This window comes from Streptomyces rubradiris (genome assembly GCF_016860525.1).
Taxonomy (GTDB): domain Bacteria; phylum Actinomycetota; class Actinomycetes; order Streptomycetales; family Streptomycetaceae; genus Streptomyces; species Streptomyces rubradiris.
In genome coordinates this window covers 326,065-345,586 of the sequence record NZ_BNEA01000007.1, presented here as the reverse complement: position 1 = coordinate 345,586, position 19,522 = coordinate 326,065, and the positions used below count along the sequence as shown (strand labels likewise).

Annotated in this window: 19 protein-coding genes and 1 pseudogene; 11 read left to right on the top strand and 9 right to left on the bottom strand. The window is 72.8% G+C overall.

Annotation, left to right across the window (positions count from 1 at the left end):
• Positions 1-189 precede the first annotated feature (189 nt).
• Positions 190-1,107 carry a LysR family transcriptional regulator gene (locus Srubr_RS10840; protein ID WP_189991069.1) on the top strand — a complete coding sequence of 306 codons (918 nt, stop codon included), beginning with the start codon at positions 190-192 and terminating at the stop codon, positions 1,105-1,107.
• On the opposite strand, the gene Srubr_RS10835 is transcribed toward Srubr_RS10840, so the two are convergent.
• From Srubr_RS10835 to Srubr_RS10825, 3 genes are all read right to left on the bottom strand, one after another.
• Positions 1,093-2,493, bottom strand: a complete 1,401-nt coding sequence (locus Srubr_RS10835; protein WP_189991067.1) for a glycosyltransferase family 39 protein — start codon at positions 2,491-2,493, stop codon at positions 1,093-1,095. The genes Srubr_RS10840 and Srubr_RS10835 overlap by 15 nt on opposite strands.
• Positions 2,494-2,778: 285 nt before the next feature.
• Positions 2,779-3,390, bottom strand: coding sequence for a TetR family transcriptional regulator (locus tag Srubr_RS10830; RefSeq protein WP_189991065.1), 612 nt, complete (start codon positions 3,388-3,390; stop codon positions 2,779-2,781).
• A gap of 103 nt (positions 3,391-3,493) precedes the next feature.
• The gene (locus Srubr_RS10825; protein ID WP_189991063.1) at positions 3,494-4,762 is read right to left on the bottom strand and encodes an MFS transporter; all 1,269 of its coding nucleotides are present in this window, start codon (positions 4,760-4,762) and stop codon (positions 3,494-3,496) included.
• A gap of 129 nt (positions 4,763-4,891) precedes the next feature.
• Between Srubr_RS10825 and Srubr_RS10820 the strand changes: the two genes are divergently transcribed.
• On the top strand, positions 4,892-5,827 hold the full coding sequence (locus Srubr_RS10820; protein ID WP_189991061.1) for a LysR family transcriptional regulator: 936 nt from the start codon (positions 4,892-4,894) through the stop codon (positions 5,825-5,827).
• Positions 5,828-5,973: 146 nt separating this feature from the next.
• Here Srubr_RS10820 and Srubr_RS10815 read toward each other — a convergent pair.
• The 5 genes and pseudogenes from Srubr_RS10815 to Srubr_RS10795 all read right to left on the bottom strand — a co-directional run.
• Positions 5,974-6,141, bottom strand: a pseudogene (locus tag Srubr_RS10815) (MarR family transcriptional regulator); the annotation flags it as partial.
• A gap of 742 nt (positions 6,142-6,883) precedes the next feature.
• Positions 6,884-7,624 carry an HAD family hydrolase gene (locus Srubr_RS10810; protein WP_229926501.1) on the bottom strand — a complete coding sequence of 247 codons (741 nt, stop codon included), beginning with the start codon at positions 7,622-7,624 and terminating at the stop codon, positions 6,884-6,886.
• A gap of 95 nt (positions 7,625-7,719) precedes the next feature.
• Positions 7,720-8,151 carry a carboxymuconolactone decarboxylase family protein gene (locus Srubr_RS10805; RefSeq protein ID WP_189991057.1) on the bottom strand — a complete coding sequence of 144 codons (432 nt, stop codon included), beginning with the start codon at positions 8,149-8,151 and terminating at the stop codon, positions 7,720-7,722.
• Positions 8,148-8,894: a dienelactone hydrolase family protein gene (locus tag Srubr_RS10800; RefSeq protein ID WP_189991055.1), complete on the bottom strand. Its 747-nt coding sequence runs from the start codon at positions 8,892-8,894 to the stop codon at positions 8,148-8,150. The genes Srubr_RS10805 and Srubr_RS10800 overlap by 4 nt, the downstream gene beginning before the upstream one ends.
• Before the next feature lie 70 nt (positions 8,895-8,964).
• A complete protein-coding gene (locus Srubr_RS10795) occupies positions 8,965-9,414 on the bottom strand; it encodes a hotdog fold thioesterase (protein WP_189991053.1) in 450 nt (149 codons plus the stop codon).
• A gap of 216 nt (positions 9,415-9,630) precedes the next feature.
• Here Srubr_RS10795 and Srubr_RS10790 point away from each other — a divergent pair, with 216 nt between their 5' ends.
• The 9 genes from Srubr_RS10790 (at position 9,631) to Srubr_RS10750 (ending at position 18,536) form a co-directional block, all read left to right on the top strand.
• Positions 9,631-10,659, top strand: coding sequence for an AvrD family protein (locus tag Srubr_RS10790; RefSeq protein WP_189991051.1), 1,029 nt, complete (start codon positions 9,631-9,633; stop codon positions 10,657-10,659).
• Positions 10,660-10,758: 99 nt separating this feature from the next.
• Positions 10,759-11,472 (top strand): AAA family ATPase, encoded by a 714-nt coding sequence (locus tag Srubr_RS10785; RefSeq protein WP_189991049.1) that lies wholly within the window; start codon positions 10,759-10,761, stop codon positions 11,470-11,472.
• Positions 11,469-12,491, top strand: a complete 1,023-nt coding sequence (locus Srubr_RS10780) for a beta-ketoacyl-ACP synthase III (RefSeq protein ID WP_189991047.1) — start codon at positions 11,469-11,471, stop codon at positions 12,489-12,491. Before Srubr_RS10785 ends, Srubr_RS10780 begins: the two co-directional genes overlap by 4 nt.
• A 109-nt stretch (positions 12,492-12,600) precedes the next feature.
• Positions 12,601-12,840: an acyl carrier protein gene (locus Srubr_RS10775; RefSeq protein ID WP_189991046.1), complete on the top strand. Its 240-nt coding sequence runs from the start codon at positions 12,601-12,603 to the stop codon at positions 12,838-12,840.
• The gene (locus Srubr_RS10770; protein WP_189991044.1) at positions 12,804-13,772 is read left to right on the top strand and encodes an NADP-dependent oxidoreductase; all 969 of its coding nucleotides are present in this window, start codon (positions 12,804-12,806) and stop codon (positions 13,770-13,772) included. Before Srubr_RS10775 ends, Srubr_RS10770 begins: the two co-directional genes overlap by 37 nt.
• The gene (locus Srubr_RS10765) at positions 13,772-15,007 is read left to right on the top strand and encodes an MFS transporter (RefSeq protein ID WP_189991042.1); all 1,236 of its coding nucleotides are present in this window, start codon (positions 13,772-13,774) and stop codon (positions 15,005-15,007) included. Before Srubr_RS10770 ends, Srubr_RS10765 begins: the two co-directional genes overlap by 1 nt.
• Before the next feature lie 27 nt (positions 15,008-15,034).
• Positions 15,035-16,606 carry an MFS transporter gene (locus tag Srubr_RS10760; RefSeq protein WP_189991040.1) on the top strand — a complete coding sequence of 524 codons (1,572 nt, stop codon included), beginning with the start codon at positions 15,035-15,037 and terminating at the stop codon, positions 16,604-16,606.
• Positions 16,603-18,135 (top strand): FAD-dependent monooxygenase, encoded by a 1,533-nt coding sequence (locus tag Srubr_RS10755; protein ID WP_189991037.1) that lies wholly within the window; start codon positions 16,603-16,605, stop codon positions 18,133-18,135. The genes Srubr_RS10760 and Srubr_RS10755 overlap by 4 nt, the downstream gene beginning before the upstream one ends.
• Positions 18,132-18,536, top strand: a complete 405-nt coding sequence (locus tag Srubr_RS10750; RefSeq protein ID WP_189991036.1) for a nuclear transport factor 2 family protein — start codon at positions 18,132-18,134, stop codon at positions 18,534-18,536. Before Srubr_RS10755 ends, Srubr_RS10750 begins: the two co-directional genes overlap by 4 nt.
• On the opposite strand, the gene Srubr_RS10745 is transcribed toward Srubr_RS10750, so the two are convergent.
• Positions 18,500-19,387 (bottom strand): helix-turn-helix transcriptional regulator, encoded by an 888-nt coding sequence (locus tag Srubr_RS10745; RefSeq protein ID WP_203854968.1) that lies wholly within the window; start codon positions 19,385-19,387, stop codon positions 18,500-18,502. The genes Srubr_RS10750 and Srubr_RS10745 overlap by 37 nt on opposite strands.
• Positions 19,388-19,522: the final 135 nt, after the last annotated feature.

Genomic DNA, 19,522 nt, shown 5'->3' with positions numbered 1-19,522 from the left:
GGCAACTGGTCGGCGGCGCCGCGGAAGAAGTAACCCGGTTTTTCCGCAAGGACGTTGCTCATGGCGTAGTGGCGCCTTCGCCGTCACCGGGGACCGCCGATGACACAGATCCTTTGCATGTCCCCAGCCTGCACACCTATCGTCAACAGCAGAAGTGGCCACTTACTGGAAACGCCCCAAGGAAAACTGTTGATCGATGTGCAGCGGCTCCGTGTGCTGCGAGCGGTGGCGGACCACGGGAGCTTCAGCAGGGCCGCCGCGGCGCTCCGCCTCACCCCCTCTGCCGTCTCCCAGCACGTGGCGGTGCTGGAACGCAGCCTCGGCACGCCGGTCGTGACCCGCAGCACGCGCGGAGTCACCCTCACCCAGGCCGGCCAGATCATGGTGGGGGCCGCCGAGTCCGTCGTGGCCGAGCTCGCACAGGCCCAGCAGCGGGTCGAGCAACTCAGCACCGGGCGCGTGCAGTTCACCGTCGCGACCTTCACCAGCGGCGGCAGGCACCTGCTGCCCGGCGCCCTCCCCCGGTTCATGGCGGCCCACCCCGGCACCCTGCTCCATGTCCGGGAGGGCGAGCCCGAGCACACCCTGCCCCTTGTCCGCCAAGGCGCCGTCGACCTCGCTCTCGCCTACCACTTCGACGGCCCGCTGCCCCTCGGCCCGCGTCCCGGTCCGCGGTGGACCGCCCTCATGGAAGACCCCCTGCACGTCGTTGTGCCGGAGGAACACCGGCTCGCCGGCCGCGAGTCGCTCGACATCACCGAACTGGCAGCCGAGCCCTGGGTGCTGGGATGCCTCAAGACCGAGGCGTACCTACGCCGTTACGCCGAGCGCGCCGGCTTCGAGCCGGACGTACGCGGCACCACCACCGACTACTTCTTCGCCTGCTCGCTCGTCGCCGCGGGCATGGGAATCTCCCTGATCCCTTCCATCGCGCTCGTCCCCGCCGTGCCCGGTGTGTGCATCGTCCCGGTCGAGGCACCGGCTCCGACCCGGCACATCGGCGTCGTCGCGATCGGCCACCGCGGTGACCGCCCGCACGTGACGACGTTCATCCGTGCCCTCAGTGAACAGGTGGCGCGGAACCACGGGTTGTCAGCGAGGCGTTGACCGGCGTTCGTACACTATGACCCTGCGGCCACGGGTCTGCTCGTCGGCCACCGGGACGAAGTACCTGTGCAGGACAGCGGTCTTCATCCGGTCCCGGGCGCCTCTCGCCGGGCGGGCCCCCGGGGACGCGTCCGTCACCAGCAGGACCCGCTGCTCGGCAAGGAGCGCGGCGCGTATGCGATCCGGTGCCGTCTCGACGCCTCTCAGAGTGCCGGACTTCTCCGGGGGCACCGCCAGGGCTATGTCCCGCAGGCCGGCGAAGGCGTCCGGGGTGAGGGACTTGACGTCCCTGCGGAGTGGGGGTACGAAGAGCACCGCGTTCCCGGGCCGCTTCAGGTGCCGTATGTCCGAGGCGATGGCCAGGACGTCGTCCACCCTGCTGGCCGGGGACCGTGTGGCCAGTGACTGCGGCAGCAGGGCCGACATGGCCACGGCGAGCGTGACGGGGAGGATCCACCTCGACGCCGTCGGGAAGCGGGGCCTGGCGGCCCGTACCGCCGCGCCGACGGCAGCACCGATCAGGAGGGCCAGCCCCAGCATGCTGTAGAGGACGTAGCGGTCCAGGAAGACCGGCTGGAGCAAGGACAGGGCGATCAGGCCGAGTTGGGGCACCGCGAGCAGCGGCAAACCTACGGTCGCCGCCGACAGACGGCCTGCCCGTGGCCGGTCCGGCAGCGCGCAGGTGCCGCCGATCGCCAGCAGGACCGCTGGGCCGATCAGCATGTGCCAGGTCAACGGCGGAATCCACGCCACTTGCACGGACTGGCCCCGGCTGAAGACGATCAGCGGCAGCACTCCCGCTACGGCGCACCCGGCCGCCGCCGCCCAGCGAGCCAGCACCGCGCGTCCGGCCCGGGTCCAGAGCAAGGTGGCCAGGTGCGCCGCGAGGATCATGAGCGAGAGCCAGTGCAGCAGGCCGGTGAGGAGGACAGTGGTGCTGTAGGCAGCCCAATGGCGCGTCCGGGCGGGTCGCTGGAGGACGGTGGTGAGGAACAGGGTGGAGATTGCCGCACCGGCCGCCACCAGCGCGTACGACCGGCCCTCCTGGAGATGGAACTGCACGGCCGGCAGCAGCCCGAACGCCAAGCCGGCGGCCAGGCCCGCCCAGCTACCCGCCACTCGGCGGCCGATGACGGCCACGCAAGCCGCCGCGACCGCTGTGGCCAGCACCGATGGCAGCCGCAGGGTCGTGGTGCCGGGCCCGAAACACGTGAACAGCACGTGCATCAGCAGGTAGTAGAGGCCATGGACCACGTCGACGTTCGCCAACAGGTGCCATATCTCCGCCGTCGAGCGCTGAGCCACCTGCCAGGTCGCGGCCTCGTCCCGCCACACACTGTCCTGCCGCGACAACCCCCACAGGCCGAAGACGCACGTCCACAGCATCGGCAGCAGCCACACGACAGCCGTGCGGATCGAGGCCGTTGGCGCCGCACGTGCTGCCCCGGGCGGAGAAGACGGGAGAGCGGTGTCCGACGTGTGGCCAGGCGACATGAAGAAAGACTCCCGATGCAGTTGTCTATGAGGGCGGACAGCCAGAAGTTACCTACCGGCCGTCAACCGTATCCCGGCCCCGGGGGAGCCGACCTTGCCGCTTCCGCGGACCGCCGGGACAGGGCCGTCGACACGAGCGACTCACCACGGTGCCGCCGGGGTTGCCTGGTAGGCCCCTCAGGCACGGGGTCCCACCGTCGCCATGGCCCGGTCCAGTGCGTCGGCGAAGGAGCCCTTGCCGGCCGAGGCGAACCAGGAGTGCTGGGCGGCGACCAGGCAACCGAACGCCGCTGCCGTCAGGGCCCGGGGTGCCGGGTCGTCGGGCGCGTAGGGGGCACCGATCGAGGCGGCCCGCTCGCCCAGCCCGGTGACGACGGCCTCCTGCGCCTGTTGCAGCTTCTGGAGATAGCCGGCGAGCAGCACGGGGGTGTCGAAGACCATCCGGAGGACCGGTGCCGCCGCGTGCTGGTGCCCCGGCGGCCCCGGGCGGGCCACCAGCACGTCCAGCACGCGGCGCAGGGAGGTCCACACCGGCTCGTCGGCCGGGCGAGCGCGCAGGGCGGCGAGCATGTCGTCCACGACGAGACCGAAGTGTCCGAGGACGATCTCCTCCTTGGTGGCGAAATAGCGGAAGACACTGCGCTGGGACATCCCCACGGCCGCCGCGATGTCGTCGACGGTCGTCGCCTCGAAGCCGCGCTCCAGGAACAGCGCGGTGGCGGCGTCGGCGATCTCGTTCCGCACCGCGCGGCGGGAGAGCTCCCGCAGGCCGTCCCGTTTCCCACCCATGACCCTCGCACTCTAGCGAGACCGGCGGTGCTCGACGCCCCGGACGGCGACGCCGGCCGCGTCCGGCACGCCGAGGGTGCCCGGCGGCCCGAAGACCGGCGGGTCAGGTGCGGCTCGGCGCCGGGTCCGGCGCGGAGAGGGGCGTCACCGTACGGCGGGGGAGGAGCAGCGGGGTCGTCAGGACCAGCACGCCGGCCAGGCCGATGGCCGTACGCGGGCCGAGCAGGCCGCCCAGCACGCCCCAGACGGCGGTCAGCAGCGCGGTCGAGGACCTGGTCGTCACGGTCCAGGCGGACAGCGTGCGGGCGACCCGGTCGGGCGCGGTGCGCTCCAGGCGGTAGGTGGCGTAGACGGGGTTGAACACCGCGCAGCAGAAGATGAGCCCCAGCTCCACGCCCATCACCAGCAGCAGCCCTCCGGCGCCGGGCCCCACGAAGGCCAGGCCGACGGGCCACAGCGCGCGCAGCGCACCGGACACCACCAGGACCCGGTGCCGCCCGAACCGGGTGACGAGCGGCCGGGCCAGCCGCGAGCCGGCCAGCCCGGCGAGGGAGGGCACGGCGAAGGCGAGGCCGTACTGCCACGGCGCGAACCCGAACCGGCCGAGCATCAGCACGGCCAGCAGCGGCTCCACGGCCATCACCAGTCCGTTGAACAAGACGGTGTTGAAGAACAGGGGGCGCAGCGCCGCGTCGTCGAGGATGTACCGCCAGCCGTCGCGCAGATCCCCGGCCCGCAGACGCGCGGCCCGCCGGCGCTCCGGCCGCGGCTCGGGTCCGCCCATCGCGCGGATGCCGAGCGCCGAGAGCAGATAACTGACCGCGTCGGCCAGCACCGTCGCCACCGGCCCGAGGAACCCGATCGCCGCGCCGCCCAGCGGCGGTCCGACGATCGTGGTCGTCCAGGTCGTGGACTCGAACCGGGCGTTGGCGACGAGCAGGTCCTCGCCGGGCAGCAGTGTCTTCAGGTACGCGCCGGAGGCGGTGCGGAAGGTGATGTCGGCCGCCGCGACGACGACCGAGACCAGCAGGAGCTGCGGGAAGGTGAGGGCACCGAACGCGTACGCCACCGGGACCGTCAGCAGTGCCGCGCACCGAGCCAGGTCCATCCCGATCAGCACCGGCCGCTTGCGGCGGAACTCCACCCACGGACCGAGCGGCACCGCCACGGCCGCACCCACCGCGGCCCCCACGGAGGACAGCGCGGCGACCTCGGCCGGGCCCGCGTCCAGCACCTGGACGGCGATCAGCGGGAACGCCCCGAAGGCGAGCCAGGTGCCGAGCGCACTGGTCCCGTACGCCGCCCAGAGCCATCCGAACCGCCTCCCCAGCCGAGGGCCGAGCACCTGACCCGGCCGGCGCCCGCTCTCCATACCCGCGTCCCCTCACGTCCGTACAACCGCCCCACGACCCGAAGCATCAAACCGGGGACGATGCCCGGGGATCAAACAACCGGGACGCCCCAGCACCACAACCAACGGTTGTGGTCATAGGGTGTCGGCATGGACCTCGAAACCGTCCGGACCTTCGTCGCCGCCGCCGACGCGGGGCAGTTCCAGGGGGCCGCCGCCGAGCTGTCGCTCACCCAGCAGGCCGTCTCCAAGCGCATCGCCGCGCTGGAGCGCGACCTCGGGGTGCGGCTGTTCACCCGCACCCCGCGCGGCGCCGGACTCACCATCGACGGCCAGGCCTTCCTGCCCCACGCGCGCGAGCTGCTGCGCATCGCCGAGCGCGCGGTCACCTCCGTGCGCACCGGCCGCCGTCCGCTGCGCGTCGACGTGATCGCCTCACGCTCCGCGCCGTCCGGCCTGATGCGCGACTTCCACCGCGCGCACCCCGGGACCGAGCTCGACGTCGTGTGGCTGTTCGACATCGAGGCGGCCGTCACCGCTCTCCGGAACGGCGAGATCGACGCCTCCTTCCGCGCCGTGGCCGCGCCCGGCCGGCCCCTTCCCGGGGACATCGAGTCCGTGCGGGTGCTCGACGAGCCGCTCCAGCTCCTCACCGGCCCCGCTCACGCCCTGGCGGGCGCCCGGTCCGTGCCCCTCGAACGGCTCGCCGGGCACCGCATCTGGATGCCCGGCGTCGTCCCCGGCACCGAGTGGGCCGCCTATTACGACGATCTCGTGGCCGAGTTCGGGCTCACCATCGAGGCGACCGGCCCCAACTTCGGCTCCGACGCGCTTCTCGACACCGTCGCCGACACGCCGGCCCTGGCCACCTTCATGGGAGCGCACACACGCCTCGTCTGGCCCGCCGGCCACGGACTGCGCCGCATCCCGGTGACCGACCCGACGCCCGTCTACCCGCACTCCCTGCTCTGGCACCGTGACAACCCCCACCCGGCGCTGGACACGCTCCGCGCCCACCTCGCCGCCCGAGCGGCCGGCCACGACGCCGCCGGGACCTGGACACCGGCCTGGGTACTGCCGCGCTGACCGCCGCCACGCCCTGTCAGGACACGCTGATGTCGGTGTGCGCCCGGGCCACGCGCAGCAGCGCCTTCGCGATCACGTCGGCCTCGTCGTCGCTCGGATGCCGGGCGAAGTGCTCCCGGATGTCCCGCAGGTGGACCGGCGTCGTCTCACGCAGCGGCCAGGGCTTCCTCGGTGATCAGCGCCCGGGTCAGCCGCTCGTGCGTGGGATCGGGCCGCTCGTTCACCAGGCCGAGCCGGGCCATCTCGTCCACCAGCCGGCTGACCCGGTTCCGGCTGAGGACCACACGCTCGGCGACTTCCCGCATGCGCAGGCCCCGCTCGCCCCCCGCGCCTCCCCGTCCACTGGGGCCTCAGCGAGGGCTGGTGGGGGCTGATCCGCGTCGAGGAGACTCCATGACCCCAACGACCACCGGTACGGACGGGCCGTCCGATCCCCGGCTGCCCGCCGCACCCGACACCATCGCCGTCTACACCGACCTCAAGTGCTCCTTCGCCCACGCCGCCGTGCGCCGGCTGTACGAGACCCGGCGCCGCCTCGGCCCGGAGGGACGGCTCCGGTCCGATCTGCGGGGCCTTCCCGCTGGAGCTGTTCAACCGGGAGGTCAACGCCCGCCCCGGAGTGGATGCGGAGATCTCCGTGCCGGGCGCGCTGGAGCCCGGGGCCGGCCGGCGGCTGTGGCAGGGGCCGGACTGGGCCTGCCCGGTGACCACGCTGCCCGCGCTGGAGGCGGTGCACGCGGCCAAGGCGCAGGGCCGGCACGCCGGCGAGCAGCTGGACCGCGCCCTGCGCCGGGCCTTCTGGGCCGAGAACCGGTGCATCTCCCAGCGCCACGTCATCCTCGACGTCGCCGCGGAGACCGGCGCGGTGGACGTGACGGCGCCGGCCGCGGCGTTCGACAGCGGCACCGCCCGGCAGGCCATCATGCCCAGTACGAGTCGGCCCGCGACGGCCGGGCCGGCTGCAGCCCGCACCTGTTCCTCCACGACGGCACGGACAGCGCCCCCCGGGCATCACGGCCCACTGGGTGGGCGGCGGTTCCGGCGTCGGCCATCCCGTCATCGACGAGGACCGCCCGGAGATCTACGACAAACTCCTGACCCAGGCGGCGGCGCCGCTGTAGGCACGCCGGGGTCCGCCGGTGTGCGGGGCCACCGCGGCCAGCCGTTCAGGCGGGCCAGTTCCCGCATCACCGGGTCGTCGCCCACGACGACCGCCCGACCGGTCAGGCGCAGCAGCGGCAGGTCGGAGACGTGGTCGCCGTAGGCCGTGGAGGCGGCCAGGTCGAGGGCGCCGCGGGCGGCGAGGGCGCGGACCGCCTCGGCCTTGGCCACACCGATCATCGGGGCGGTCACCCGCCCGGTGTACCTGCCGTCCGCGGTCTCGGGCTCCGAGCACACGACGATGTCGGCGCCGAGGTGGCGGGCGACGGGGGCCAGGCAGGCGCGGAACGAGCCCGACACCAGGACCACCAGGTGACCCTCGCGCTGGTGCCGGCGCAGCGCGTCCACCACGTGCTCGTTGAAGAACGGCCCGGAGCGCAGTTCGGCCCGGAACCAGTCCTCGGCGAGGCGGGCGACCGCGCGGACGTCGGCACCGGCGTAGGAGGCGAAAGAGGCGCGGTTGGTCTCCGTACGCGGCACCCCGGCGGCCGTCATGGCCTTCAGCCGCTGCCGTTCGTGCCGGTACACCGACGGCGGGTGCCCCTCGGCGGCCAGGCGGTACTCCAGGAAGCGGAACATGCAGGTGACGTTGGTGACGGTACCGTCGACGTCGAAGAAGGCCGCTGCTCGGCGCACGGATGCTCCTTCCGCACGGGGTGGCCGGGGACAGACGCGGGCGTGAAGGGGATACCCGCCCCGCGCCCCGGGCGGGAACGGGGGCGGGAATCCGGTCAGCGGGCCTCGGGCGCCCCGCCCACCGGCAGCAGCCCGCGCTCGGCGAAGACGCGCTTGGCCGTGGAGAGGGCGTTGAAGGTGCGGGGGAAGCCGATGAACGCCAGACCGTGCACCAGGGCGCCCACGACCTCCTCCGGGGTGAGTCCGGCATTCAGCCCCAGGCCCAGGTGGAAGGCGAACTGCCGGTCGGTGTCACCGAGCGCGGCGAGCATGGCCAGCGTGACCAACTGCCGCTGCCGGTCGTCGAGTCCGGGCCGCCCGTACAGGTCGCCGAAGACGAACTCGGCCACGTACCGGCCCATGTCGGGCGCCACGTCGGCGAGCGCCGTGAAGATCGCTTCGCCCTTGTCGCCGAGCCCTTCCAGCCGCGCCTGGCCGGTGACGAAGCGTGGATTGTCCCGCTGTTCGTCGCGGATGTCACGGGTCATGCGACGCGCTCCGCGTGGCGGGCGGTGAAGTCCAGCACCCGCCGCCAGGCGTCGGCGCTGATGTCCTTCCACTCCGCGGAACCGCCGTCGAAGAAGGAGTGCGGCGCACCCTCGTAGACCTTGTACTCGTACGACTTGCCGGCGTCGTCCAGCTTGCCGCGGAAGGCGGCGAAGTCCTCCTGGCTGGTGGCGACGTCGTTGCCGGCGAGCAGCAGGAGCAGCGGCGCGGAGATGTCCTTGAGCCGGTCCTCCGCCAGGCCCGGCAGGCCGTAGAAGCCGATGGAGCCGGCCAGGCCCAGGCCCGCGCCCGCGAGCCGCCAGGAGTGTCCGCCGCCGAGGCAGAAGCCGACGGAGAACACGGCGACGCCGGGGTTCTTCCCGGTCAGGAAGGCGACGGCGGCGCGGGCGTCCTCGGCCACCCGGTCCGGCACGAGCTGCTTGAAGTGCGGCTCCCACTCGAACGCGTCGTCCCGGGGGCCGAGCCCGGCCGTGCGGCCGTAGTAGTCGAGCACGACCGCCGGGAACCCTGCCTCGGCGAACCGGCGGGCCAGCTCCTGGTAGTAGGCGTGGACGCCGCGGATGTCCGGCAGGATCACGACGCCGCGGCCGTTGGGCTCATCCGGCTGGGCGTGGAAGGCCGTGAACGCCGTACCGTCCTGGGAGGTCAGCTCGATCAGCCCCTCCTCGGCCACACTGCCGGGGTCGGCGACGGCGGGGGGCCTGCTGTCGGTGCTGTGGCACATGGGTGTTTGGCCTCTCTTGGTTGGGACGCGGGGGAACCGGTCGATGACTGGTGTAGGGGCCCGGCCCGGCTCAGGCCGTGCGCACGGCGTCGCGGGCGCGGGCGGCCGGGGGGAGGCTGACGGCGCAGGTCAGCCGGGCGGTGCAGGAGCGCCGGCCGGAGCCGTCGCTGATGACGATCTCGTACGTGGCGGTGGTCCGCCCCTCGTGCAGGGGCCGGCACACACCCGTCACCCGGCCGCTGGCCACCCAGCGGTGGTGTGTGCAGGACAGGTCCAGGCCGACCGCCCGGCCACCGGGACCGGCGTACAGGAACGCGGCGAGGGACCCGAGGGTCTCCGCCAGCACGGCGTTGGCGCCGCCGTGCATGATGCCGACGGGCTGCCGGTTGCCGTGCACGGGCATGGTGCCGATGACCAGGCCCGGCTCGCACCGGACCAGCTCGATCCCCATCTTGGGGACCAGCTGCTCGTGGCTGAACTCGGCTGTGACGGCCCATGGGCCGATACTGACGTCGGACATGGCGAACCTCCCCCGTTGCGGAACTGGAATCCGTTGTCCGCGAACGCCGCCGACGTTAGTCAATTCCCGGCACCGGTCGAAAGTACGTCAGCTGGTGGTGTCCAGGGTGGTGTTGGCAGTAACCGCATGAACCGACTCTCCTTGCGCCGGCCGAACTCGGTTAGCGTCGAGCAGACCGAGAAGCGCCCGTTGGGCCTCGCCGCGAGGGAGTGCGCATTGTCTGAGAAGGGTTCTGCCGGAGAATTGCTGCTCGACTCGGTCGACGACTATCTCGGCCCGGCCGAGAAGCGGTTCTTCGGCTCCGGTTTCCGACGCGTCACCTACCGCCACGACAAACTGGAGGTGTGCCGCGGCGAGGAAGGCCGTACCGAGTTGTCCGGCCGCCTCGGCGTCGGCTATCCGCCGGACTGGTCGACCAAGGCCCGGCGCGGCGACCTGCGCCCGCACCTGAGCACGGTCGACGGGGTGATCACCGCCGTGCACCTGAGCGAGGCCACCCTCACCCACGCCCTGCGTCTGACCGCCGAGCGCCGCCGGGCCGGCCGGGTCCTGCAGGTGCGGATCAAGGCCGGCACCGTGCCCGACGAGGAGCTCGCGGGGCTGCCCGTGCGCAGCACCCTGCTGGGCAGCGCACCGGCCACCGACGACGACGGCGACGCGGTCGTGTCCCGGCTGGAGACCCTGGTCGGCGTGATGCGGGTACGCACCGCACTGCGCCATCCGGGGGCCGCCCCGGCCGCGGACGCCCCGGCCGGGGCCACCTACGCCTCGCCGGAGGAACTGCTCGGCCCCGCCGACCGGCAGTACTACGGCACCGGCTTCGCGGCCCGCACCCAGAGCGTCCGCAAGGTCGTGGCCCGCGTGGCCGAGGCCCGCGCGGACGCCGTGGTGGACGTGGCCCAGGAGCCCGGCAGCGTCCTCGCGACCGAAGGCACCGAGGGCCTCTACCAGCCCTTCGTCGGCCTGGTCGACACCTTCGTGACCAGCCTGCAACTGGGCCAGATCCTGCTGTACGAGACCGACGGGATCTCCCGGGGCGCCAGCGACACGCTGTGGATGCGCACCACCGTCCTCACCGCGGGCGTCGAACCCGACCCCATCCGCTACGAGACCCCGCTCAGCGTACGGCTGGAGAACAGCGCGCTGCTGCGGCGCGACGACGAGACGTGGCGCGCCGCCGACATCGTCGGCAGCCTCGCCGGAAACACCGTGCGCTGCAGCGTGGCGCACCGGCTGCCCCGCTGACTTCTCTTCCCGCCGAGAACATCCGAGGAATTCCCGGAGTCCACCGAACTCCGGGGAAAACAAGGGGCGGCCCGCGCCGCCCGGAAAATGGAGCCTGCCATGCGTATCGCCATCTCCGGCACCTATTCATCGGGAAAGACGCTCACCTCGTACGCCCTCGCGCATTACGTGGGAATTCCGCGCACCCGGGCCCGCACCATGCGTGAGCTGCTGCCGGAAGCCGTGCCCGGAAAGACCCTGGAGCAGTGCACCGCCGCCGAACTCGTGCAGCTGATCGTGCGCCGCCATGTGGACCGGGCCGTGCACGAGAGCCGGTTCGAGGGCCCGTTCATCTCCGACGGTTCCTCGCTCCAGGAGTGGATCTACGGCTCCGTCCGCGTGATCGTCGGCATCAACCCCAACGAGTCCGTCCACCTGGGCGCGTTCGAGAGCGTCGAGCGCACCCCCGAGATACGCGTGTTCGAGGAGGTCATGGAGCAGCTGGGCATCGCCTTCAAGCAGCACGTCAAGCAGACGTACGACGTGTTCGTGCACCTGCCGAACGAGCTGGCGCTGGCCGCCGACGGGCACCGCCCGGTCAACGAGCGCTTCCGTTCGATGGCCGACGAACGCCTCCTCGAGGTCGCCGCCGAACTCGGCATACCCGCCCATGTGGTGGGCGGCAGCGTCGCCGAGCGGCTGGTGCGGATCGCCGGGCTCCTCGACCTGCCGGTGCAGATGCCGCCGCACGAGGCGATCGCGCGCGCCGAGGCCGAGTACCAGGCCCTCGACATGCGCACCGAGTCCGACCGGGCCTCGGTGATCGTGCGATGACCCGGCGAGCCGCCGTCCTCGCGGGCCTCGGCTCGGCCCTGCCGCCCCGCGTGGTCACCAACGACGACCTGGCCGGCCGGATGGACACCTCCGACGCATGGATCCGCACCCGTACCGGCATCGCCGAGCGGCGGGTCGTCGACCCCGGCACCGCCACCAGCGACCTCGCGATCACCGCCGGACGGCGCGCGCTGGACTCGGCGGGCGGCCCCCGGGTGGGCGCCGTCGTGCTCGCCACGGCCACGCCCGACCACCCGTGCCCGGCGACCGGGCCCACCGTCGCCGCCGGGCTGGGCCTGGGCACCGTACCCGCCTTCGACGTCGGAGCCGTCTGCTCCGGATTCCTGTACGCCCTGGTCACCGGGGCCGGCCTGCTCGCGGCCGAGGTGGCGGACAGCGTGCTGGTGATCGGCGCCGACGCCTTCACCACCCTCGTCGACCCCCACGACCGCGCCACCGCACCGATCTTCGCCGACGGCGCCGGCGCCGTGGTCCTGCGCGCGGGCCGCACGGACGAGCCGGGGGCCCTGCGTGCGATTGACCTGGCCAGCGACGGACTCCAGGCGGACCTGATCCGCGTGGCGGCCGGCGGCTCCCGTCAGCGCAGCCACCACACCGAGGCACTGCGCGAGGACCACTACCTCACCATGCGCGGCGGCGAGGTGTTCAAGAACGCCGTGCTGCGCATGACGGAGTCCTCGCGGACCGTGCTGGCCCGCACCGGCTGGACCACCGCCGACGTGGACCTCCTGGTCGGCCACCAGGCCAACGCGCGCATCCTGTACGCGGTCGCCGACCAGCTCGGCGCCGACCGGGAACGGACCTACGTCAACATCGGCCACACCGGCAACACCGCGGCCGGCTCGATCCCACTGGCCCTGGACGAGGCGGCCGGCGAGGGCCGGCTGCGTCCCGGCGACCGGGTGCTGCTGACCGCCTTCGGGGCCGGCACCACCTGGGGTGCCGTCACCCTGACCTGGCCGCACGGCCTCACCCGGCCGCGCACACCGGCCGCCTGAACCCCGGGAACGGACGCCCCCGCCCGCACCGTCCGCACACCGCTCCCCCCACCTGCGCGCCACCTGTCCACGCAAGCCCCGGAGCACGGCTCCGAGGAGGGAGTACGCAATGCTGTTCACGGCTTATCCTGGCCTGCTCGCGTTCATAGCCGAGAAGGCCGAAGTCCCCGTCGAGGAGATCCACCCCGACCAGAGTCTGGACCAACTGGCCCTGGACTCGCTCGCCCTGATCGAGATCGCCCTCTTCGTCCAGCGCGAGTACGGCATCGAGGTGCCGGAAGGCGATCTGGACCTCGGCCAGAAACTGTCCGAATGGGCCGCCTACCTGGACGAGCGGGTGGGCCGGTGAAAGCCGTCGTCACCACCGCCACCGGCGCGCCGGACGTGCTGCGCCTCACCGCCACCGAGCGTCCCGCCCCGCTGCCCACCGAGGTCCTGGTCAAGGTCGCCGCCGCGGGGGTCAACCCCGTCGACTGGAAGATCCGGGCCGGCGTGTTCCCGCCCGGCGCACTGGGCACCCCGCCGTTCGTGCAGGGCTGGGACGTCGCCGGCGTCGTCGAGTCGGGACCGCGGGTGACCCGCTTCCAGCCCGGGGACGAGGTGTTCGGCCTCATCGGCTTTCCCCGCCCGGGCGGCGCCTACGCGGAGTACGTCACCGCTCCCGCCCGGCAGTTCGCGCGCAAGCCCGGGGGGCTGAGCTTCGAGGAGGCCGCCGCGCTGCCCCTGGCCGGGCTCACCGCCTGGCAGACCCTGGTGGAGACCGCGCACATCAAGGCGGGCGACCGGGTGCTGGTGACCGCCGCCGCGGGGGGCGTCGGTCACCTGGCGGCACAGATCGCCCGCGCCCACGACGCCGAGGTCACCGGCACCGCCCGCGCAGCCAAGCACGGCTTCCTGCGCGAGACCGGCGTCGAGTATCCCGTCGACTACACCACCGGACCGCTGCACCACAGGGTGACCGGACAGGACGTCGTCCTCGACCTGCTCGGCGGCGACCACAGCTTCGAACTGGCCCGCACGCTGCGCCCGGGCGGACTGCTCATCACCGTGATCGGCCACGTCAGCCCCGAACTCGCCACCCACGCCGCGAGCCTGGGCGTACGGGTGACGGGGTTCCTGGTCGAACCCGACCACGCCGGACTGGAGGAACTGGCACGGCTGGTGACGGCGGGACGGCTGAAGGTCCACGTGGACCAGGTCTTCCCGCTGGCCGACGCCGCCAAGGCGCACGAGTACGGCGAGACGGGCCGCACCACCGGAAAGATCGTGCTGGTCCCGTGATGTCCCACGCCGCCTCGGCCCGGCCCGCCGGACGTGGTGCCCGTACGGCACTGCGTCCGGCGGGCGGGCTCCCCGACCGCCTGGTCACGGTGTTCGCCGTGGCCGCGGGGTTCGCCGTCGCCAACATCTACTACGCGCACCCGCTGCTCACCGCGATCGCCTCGGCGTTCGGCGTGGGCAGCGGCACCGCGTCCCTGGTGGTGACGGCCTCCACCGCGGGCTACACGGTGGGCCTGGCGCTGCTGGTGCCGCTCGGCGACATCGCCGGCCGCCGCCGGCTGCTGGTCGCCCTGCTGCTGGTCACCGCCGTGGCCCAGGCCGCCTCGGCCGCCGCGCCCACGGCCACCGCGCTGATCGCCCTGTCCGGGCTGATGGCGGTCGCGGCGGTCGGCGCCCCGCTCCTGGTGGCGTTCGCCGCCGCGCTCGCCCGCCCGGAACAACGCGGCCGGGTCACCGGCCGGGTGATGAGCGGGGTACTCGGCGGGGTCCTGCTCGCCCGCACCGGCGCGGGACTGCTGGCCCAGTGGACCGGCAGCTGGCGCACGGTGTTCGTGGTGGCGGCGGTGGCCATGCTGGCGCTCGCCGTGCTGCTGTGGCGGCTGCTGCCCGACCTCGAACCCGCCGAATCCCTCGGCTACTTCGCCCTGTTGCGCTCGGTGGCCTCGGTGGTCGCCCAGGAGCCGGTGCTGCGGCTGCGCTGCCTGTACGGCTTCCTCACCTTCGCCTCCTTCAGCGTCTTCTGGGCCTCGGCGGCCTTCCTGCTCGCCGCGCCGCCCTACTCGTACGGCGCGGCGCTGACCGGCGCGTTCGGGCTGCTCGGCCTGGCCGGAGCGGTGGCCGCGCGGGCCACCGGTCCGCTGGTCGACCGCGGCCGGGACCGGCTGGCCGGCACCGTGCTGTACCTCGCGAACCTGGCCGCCTGGGTGCTGCTCGCCTTCGACGGCGGCCACGTCCCCGTGTGCCTGGTGCTCGGTGTCCTCCTGCTCGACTTCGGGGTGCAGGGAGCCCAGGTCGCCAACCTCGGCGTCCTCTTCCGGCTGCGCCCCGAGGCCCGCAACCGGATCACGATGGCCTACATGACCGCCTACTTCCTCGGCGGCGCGGCGGGTTCGGCGCTCTCGGGCGCCGTGTACTCCGCCGCCGGGTGGGCCGGTGTGTCCGCGGCCGGGGGCGGCCTGGCCGCGCTGGTGCTGCTGCTGTGGGGCGTCGAGCGACTGCGCGCACGGACGTCCTGACATCCCAACCCTTCTCGAGGAGTTCTCGTGCCCACTCGTCCGACGGGCGCCGTACGGTCCCGTCCCGTCCTCACCCTCATCGCGGTCTGCGTCTCCTGCGGACTGCTCCCCGCCTCCCTGACCGGAACCTCCGTCGCCCTGCCCGACCTCGGCGGCGATCTGCACGCCTCCCTCGTGACCGTGCAGTGGGTCGTCAACGCCTACAACCTCACCTTCGCCAGTGTGATGCTCGTCGCGGGCTCGCTCGCGGACCTGCTGGGGCGGCGCAGGATGTTCACCCTCGGCCTTACCGTCTTCGTGCTGTGCACGGCCGGCGCGGCCCTCGTCTCCGAGGTGGTGCTGATCGACGTCCTGCGTGGAGCGGCCGGGGTGGGCGCCGCGATGGTGCTCACCGCGGCCACCGCGCTGCTCGCCCAGACCTACGACGGCGCGGGCCGGGCCCGCGCCTTCGGGTTCCTCGGCTCGTCCTTCGGGCTCGGACTGGCCCTCGGGCCCTCGCTGTCCGGCCTGCTCGTCGGGGCCTTCGGCTGGCGCTCGGTGTTCCTCGCCCACGCCGCCGTCGCCGTGGCCGTCCTGCTGCTGTGCCCGCTGCTGACCGAATCCCGTGACCCGGCCGCGGGCGGCGTCGACTACGCCGGGGCGGCCACGTTCAGCGGTGCCCTCTTCGCGCTCACCCTCGCCCTGGTCGAGGGACCGCAACTGGGCTGGGGGCACCCGCTGGTGCCGGCCCTCGCCGTACTGGCGGCCCTGCTGCTGACCGGGTTCGTCCGGATCGAGAAGCGCCGGGCGCGGCCCATGCTGGAACTGTCACTGCTGCGCGAGCCGAAGTTCGTCGCCGTCGGGCTGATGCCGGTACTGCTGGCCTTCGGCTTCGTGTGCCTGCTGGTCTTCCTGCCGTCGTACTTCATCGGCGTGGGCGGCATGACCTCACAGCGGGCCGGTCTGACCATGCTGCTGCTCAGCGGCCCGGTGCTCGCCCTGCCCGTGCTGAGCGGAGCGCTCGCGCGCAAGGCCGGCACGGCGGTGCCGCTCGGGGTGAGCCTGCTGCTGGTCGCGGGCGGCGCCGCCTGGCTGACCGTCCTCGACCAGGACGCCACCACCCTGATGATCGCCGGGCCCCTGCTCGTCATCGGCACCGGGGTGGGCATCTCCTTCGGCCTGCTCGACGGCGCCGCGGTGGGCGCCGTGGACGCCAGCCGGGCGGGTATGGCGGCCGGACTGTTCAACACCATGCGGCTCACCGGCGAGGCCGTCGCCATCGCCGGCATGGGCTCCGTCCTGGTCAGCATCACCCGGCACAACCTCAAGGACCCGGGCGCCTGGCGGGGAGACACCGGCGACCTCGCCAACCGGGTCGTACAGGGCGAGATCGGCGCCGTGGCCGGCCAGGTACCGGCCGCCGACCGGGCCGGCTTCACCGAGTTCGTCTCCGGCGCCTACACCTCCGCCCTGCACACGGTGCTGTGGCTGCTCGCGGCCGTGTGCGCCGTGGGCGCCCCGGTGATCATGCGCATGCTGCGCACCGCCGCCGGGCCGGAGGTCTCCGCGACCGCGGACCGGGGCGCCAAGGAACCGATCACGATGGGAGAGAGGTCATGAGCAAGCACGATGACAGGCCCGTACTGGTCGTCGGCGCGGGTCCGGTGGGCCTGACGGCCGCGGCCGAACTGGCCCGGCGGGGCGTACCGGTACGGCTGGTGGACAAGGCGGCCGGGCCCAGCCCGCTGACCAAGGCGCTGATGGTGTGGCCGCGCACCTTGGAGGTGTTCCGGGGGCTGGGCGCCGCCGCGTACATCGACAAGCACGGTCTGCCGGTGCACTCCTTCCGGTACAACTCCGGCACCGACCCGATCTGCGACATCGTCTTCGGTGACCGCACCCGCCCGATGGTGATCGTCCAGCCGGACGTCGAGGAACTGCTGCGCGAGGCGCTGGAGCGCGACGGCGGGACGGTCGAGTGGCGCACCGAGCTGACCCGGCTCAGCCAGGACCCGGACGGCGTGCTCGCCACGCTGCGCGGCCCCGACGGAGCGGAGACCACCGGGGAGTTCGCCTACGTCGTCGGCGGCGACGGGGCGAGCAGCACCGTACGCAAGGCGATCGGCGTGCAGTTCACGGGAGCGACGTACCCCAACCTGTTCATCCTGGCCGACACCGCGCTCGACGGGGACCTGCAGCGCGACGCCGTGCACTACTACTGCACGGAGAACGGGATCATGGTGCTGGTCCCGCTGCACAACGGCCGGTTCCGGGTGTTCACCGCCGGCCCGCCCGGCATGAAGCCCAAGGACCTGACGCCCGAGGTGCTCCAGGACTTCGTCGACAAACGCGGACCGGGCGGCCTGAGGCTGTACGACATCTCCTGGCAGACCACGTTCAGCATCCACGCCCGGCACGCCGAGCGGTTCCGGGCCGGACGCGTCTTCCTCGCCGGCGACGCGGCGCACATCCACAGCCCGGCCGGCGGCCAGGGCCTGAACACCGGGGTCACCGACGCGCACAACCTCGCCTGGAAGCTGGCGCTGGTGCACCGCGGCGCGGCCGCGCCGGTGCTGCTGGACAGCTATGGCAGTGAGCGCGCCGCCGTGGCGCGGGCCGTGGTGAAGCAGGCCGAGGTACAGACGAAGGCATGGATGCTGGACAAGCGCTGGCAGATCATGCTGCGGGACGTCTCCGCGCGGCTCGCCGAACGCACCGGCCTCTTCGACCGGTTCTACTCGCCCTGGCTGGCGGGCCTGACCAACCACTACCCGGCCGGTCCGGCCGTCGACGACAGCCCGGGAGGGCGGCCGAGCCGGTTCCGGCAGCGCAACGGGCACCTGCTGGCGGACCCCGCGACACGCGAGTCACTGCCGGTGGACCGCTACACCCTGCTCGTCACGCTCCCCGCGTCCGGCGCACGCCCCGCCGCGCTCGCGGAACTCCAGAGCGCCTACGGGGAGTTGGTGCGGGTCCGCACCACGCGCGGCCGCCGCTTCTCGGCGGTCCTGGTCCGCCCGGACCACTACATCGCGGCCCAGGACTCTGCGCCGGACCTCGGGCTCGTCCACCGGCATCTGGCCTCGCTGGCCGCGCCCGCGGTGCCCGCCCGCCGCGAGGACCTCGTCGGGGAAGGACACAGCGCATGACCAGGAGCACCGCCGACACCGTCGGGGAGTTCTTCCGCCGCTTCGGAACGGGGGACCTCGCCGGGCTGCCTGAGCTGTTCGCCGACACAGCCGATCTGGTCGTGGCGGGCGCCCCGTTCGTCCCGTGGACCGGGCACCTCGTCGGCCGGAACGAGGTCGAAGGCTACTTCCAGCGGTTCGTGGCCGCTGTACGGACGCAGCGGTTCGACATCGAACGGATCGTCACGGACGGCGAAGACGCCATCGTCCTCGGCGCGTTCGAGCACCAGGTGACCTCGACCGGGAAACCGTTCGCGAGTCCCTTCGCGATCAGGATCACCGTCCGCGACGGGCTGATCCGCCGTTACCAGACGTTCGAGGACAGCTACGCCGCCGCGCTCGCCTTCTCCGAGGGCGACTGACCGTCCTCGTCGCCGTCCTCGCCCGGCCGGTCCGGATCCTCCGCGTCCGGACCGGCCGACGCGAAGAAGGCGTCCAGCTTCTCCTTCGTTTCCTGCACGGTCGGCATGTGCAGGACCAGCTGGACCTCGTGGTCCGCGGCCAGCTCCCACTCGTGGACGTCGAAACTGAGCGTCCCGACCCCGGGATGGAGCACTTCCTTCGTCCGGCTCTTCACCGGTTCCAGCACCTCATGGCCGCTCCACAGCTCGGAGAACTCCGGGCTGCGCTCGCTCAGTTCGGCCAGGACCCGCTCGACCTCCGGCCGGCCGAAGCAGTCGGCCACGTCCGCGCGGAAGCGGGCCACCGAGCTGCGGGCCAGGGCGTCGCCCCGCACATAGCGTTCCCGGCACGTCTTGTCCGTGAAGAACTCCACGAGGATGTTCGCGCCCGGACCCGGGAAGCCGAGGAACTCCGGCACCGCCGAGTTCGCGGCCAGGATGTTCCAGCAACGGTCCCGCACCAGCGCGGGGTTGGGGAACCAGTGGTTCACGAGCTCGGCCAGGCGCCGCGGGTCGTCGGGCCCGCTGGTGGCCCGGGCCGCGTCCTCCGGCGCCTTGAGGCCGGCCAGCCGGTGCAGGTAGATCTCCTCGGCCGCGTTGAGGCGCAGCGCGCCGCTGATGGCGCCGAGCACCGCATCCGAGACGTTGATGTCCCGGCCCTGCTCCAGCCACGTGTACCAGGAGGTACCCACGCCCGCCAGGACGGCGACCTCCTCCCGGCGCAACCCGGGCGTGCGACGACGTCCGGAGGTGGTGAGCCCTACATCGCCCGGGGACAGGCGCATGCGCCGCGTGCGGAGGAAGTGAGACAATTCTTCCAGTTGACGTTTTCGGTGACTTGTCGTCATGGACCATGAGGGTCCACGGAGGGCAATACTCAGTCAAGCCCCTGTGGCCGGTTCCTGCCGCCGGGAGAAGGTAAATTCTTATTCCGCTTTTTCATGAGG

Coding starts and splice junctions, on each gene's coding strand:
- Srubr_RS10775 (WP_189991046.1), top strand. CDS start 12,601: ATGCTGTTCACGGCTTATCCTGGCCTGCTCGCGTTCATAGCCGAGAAG.
- Srubr_RS10830 (WP_189991065.1), bottom strand. CDS start 3,390: ATGGGTGGGAAACGGGACGGCCTGCGGGAGCTCTCCCGCCGCGCGGTG.
- Srubr_RS10795 (WP_189991053.1), bottom strand. CDS start 9,414: ATGTCCGACGTCAGTATCGGCCCATGGGCCGTCACAGCCGAGTTCAGC.
- Srubr_RS10825 (WP_189991063.1), bottom strand. CDS start 4,762: ATGGAGAGCGGGCGCCGGCCGGGTCAGGTGCTCGGCCCTCGGCTGGGG.
- Srubr_RS10755 (WP_189991037.1), top strand. CDS start 16,603: ATGAGCAAGCACGATGACAGGCCCGTACTGGTCGTCGGCGCGGGTCCG.
- Srubr_RS10765 (WP_189991042.1), top strand. CDS start 13,772: ATGTCCCACGCCGCCTCGGCCCGGCCCGCCGGACGTGGTGCCCGTACG.
- Srubr_RS10835 (WP_189991067.1), bottom strand. CDS start 2,493: ATGCTGTGGACGTGCGTCTTCGGCCTGTGGGGGTTGTCGCGGCAGGAC.
- Srubr_RS10805 (WP_189991057.1), bottom strand. CDS start 8,151: ATGACCCGTGACATCCGCGACGAACAGCGGGACAATCCACGCTTCGTC.
- Srubr_RS10800 (WP_189991055.1), bottom strand. CDS start 8,894: ATGTGCCACAGCACCGACAGCAGGCCCCCCGCCGTCGCCGACCCCGGC.
- Srubr_RS10780 (WP_189991047.1), top strand. CDS start 11,469: ATGACCCGGCGAGCCGCCGTCCTCGCGGGCCTCGGCTCGGCCCTGCCG.
- Srubr_RS10770 (WP_189991044.1), top strand. CDS start 12,804: ATGGGCCGCCTACCTGGACGAGCGGGTGGGCCGGTGAAAGCCGTCGTC.
- Srubr_RS10820 (WP_189991061.1), top strand. CDS start 4,892: ATGGACCTCGAAACCGTCCGGACCTTCGTCGCCGCCGCCGACGCGGGG.
- Srubr_RS10785 (WP_189991049.1), top strand. CDS start 10,759: ATGCGTATCGCCATCTCCGGCACCTATTCATCGGGAAAGACGCTCACC.
- Srubr_RS10750 (WP_189991036.1), top strand. CDS start 18,132: ATGACCAGGAGCACCGCCGACACCGTCGGGGAGTTCTTCCGCCGCTTC.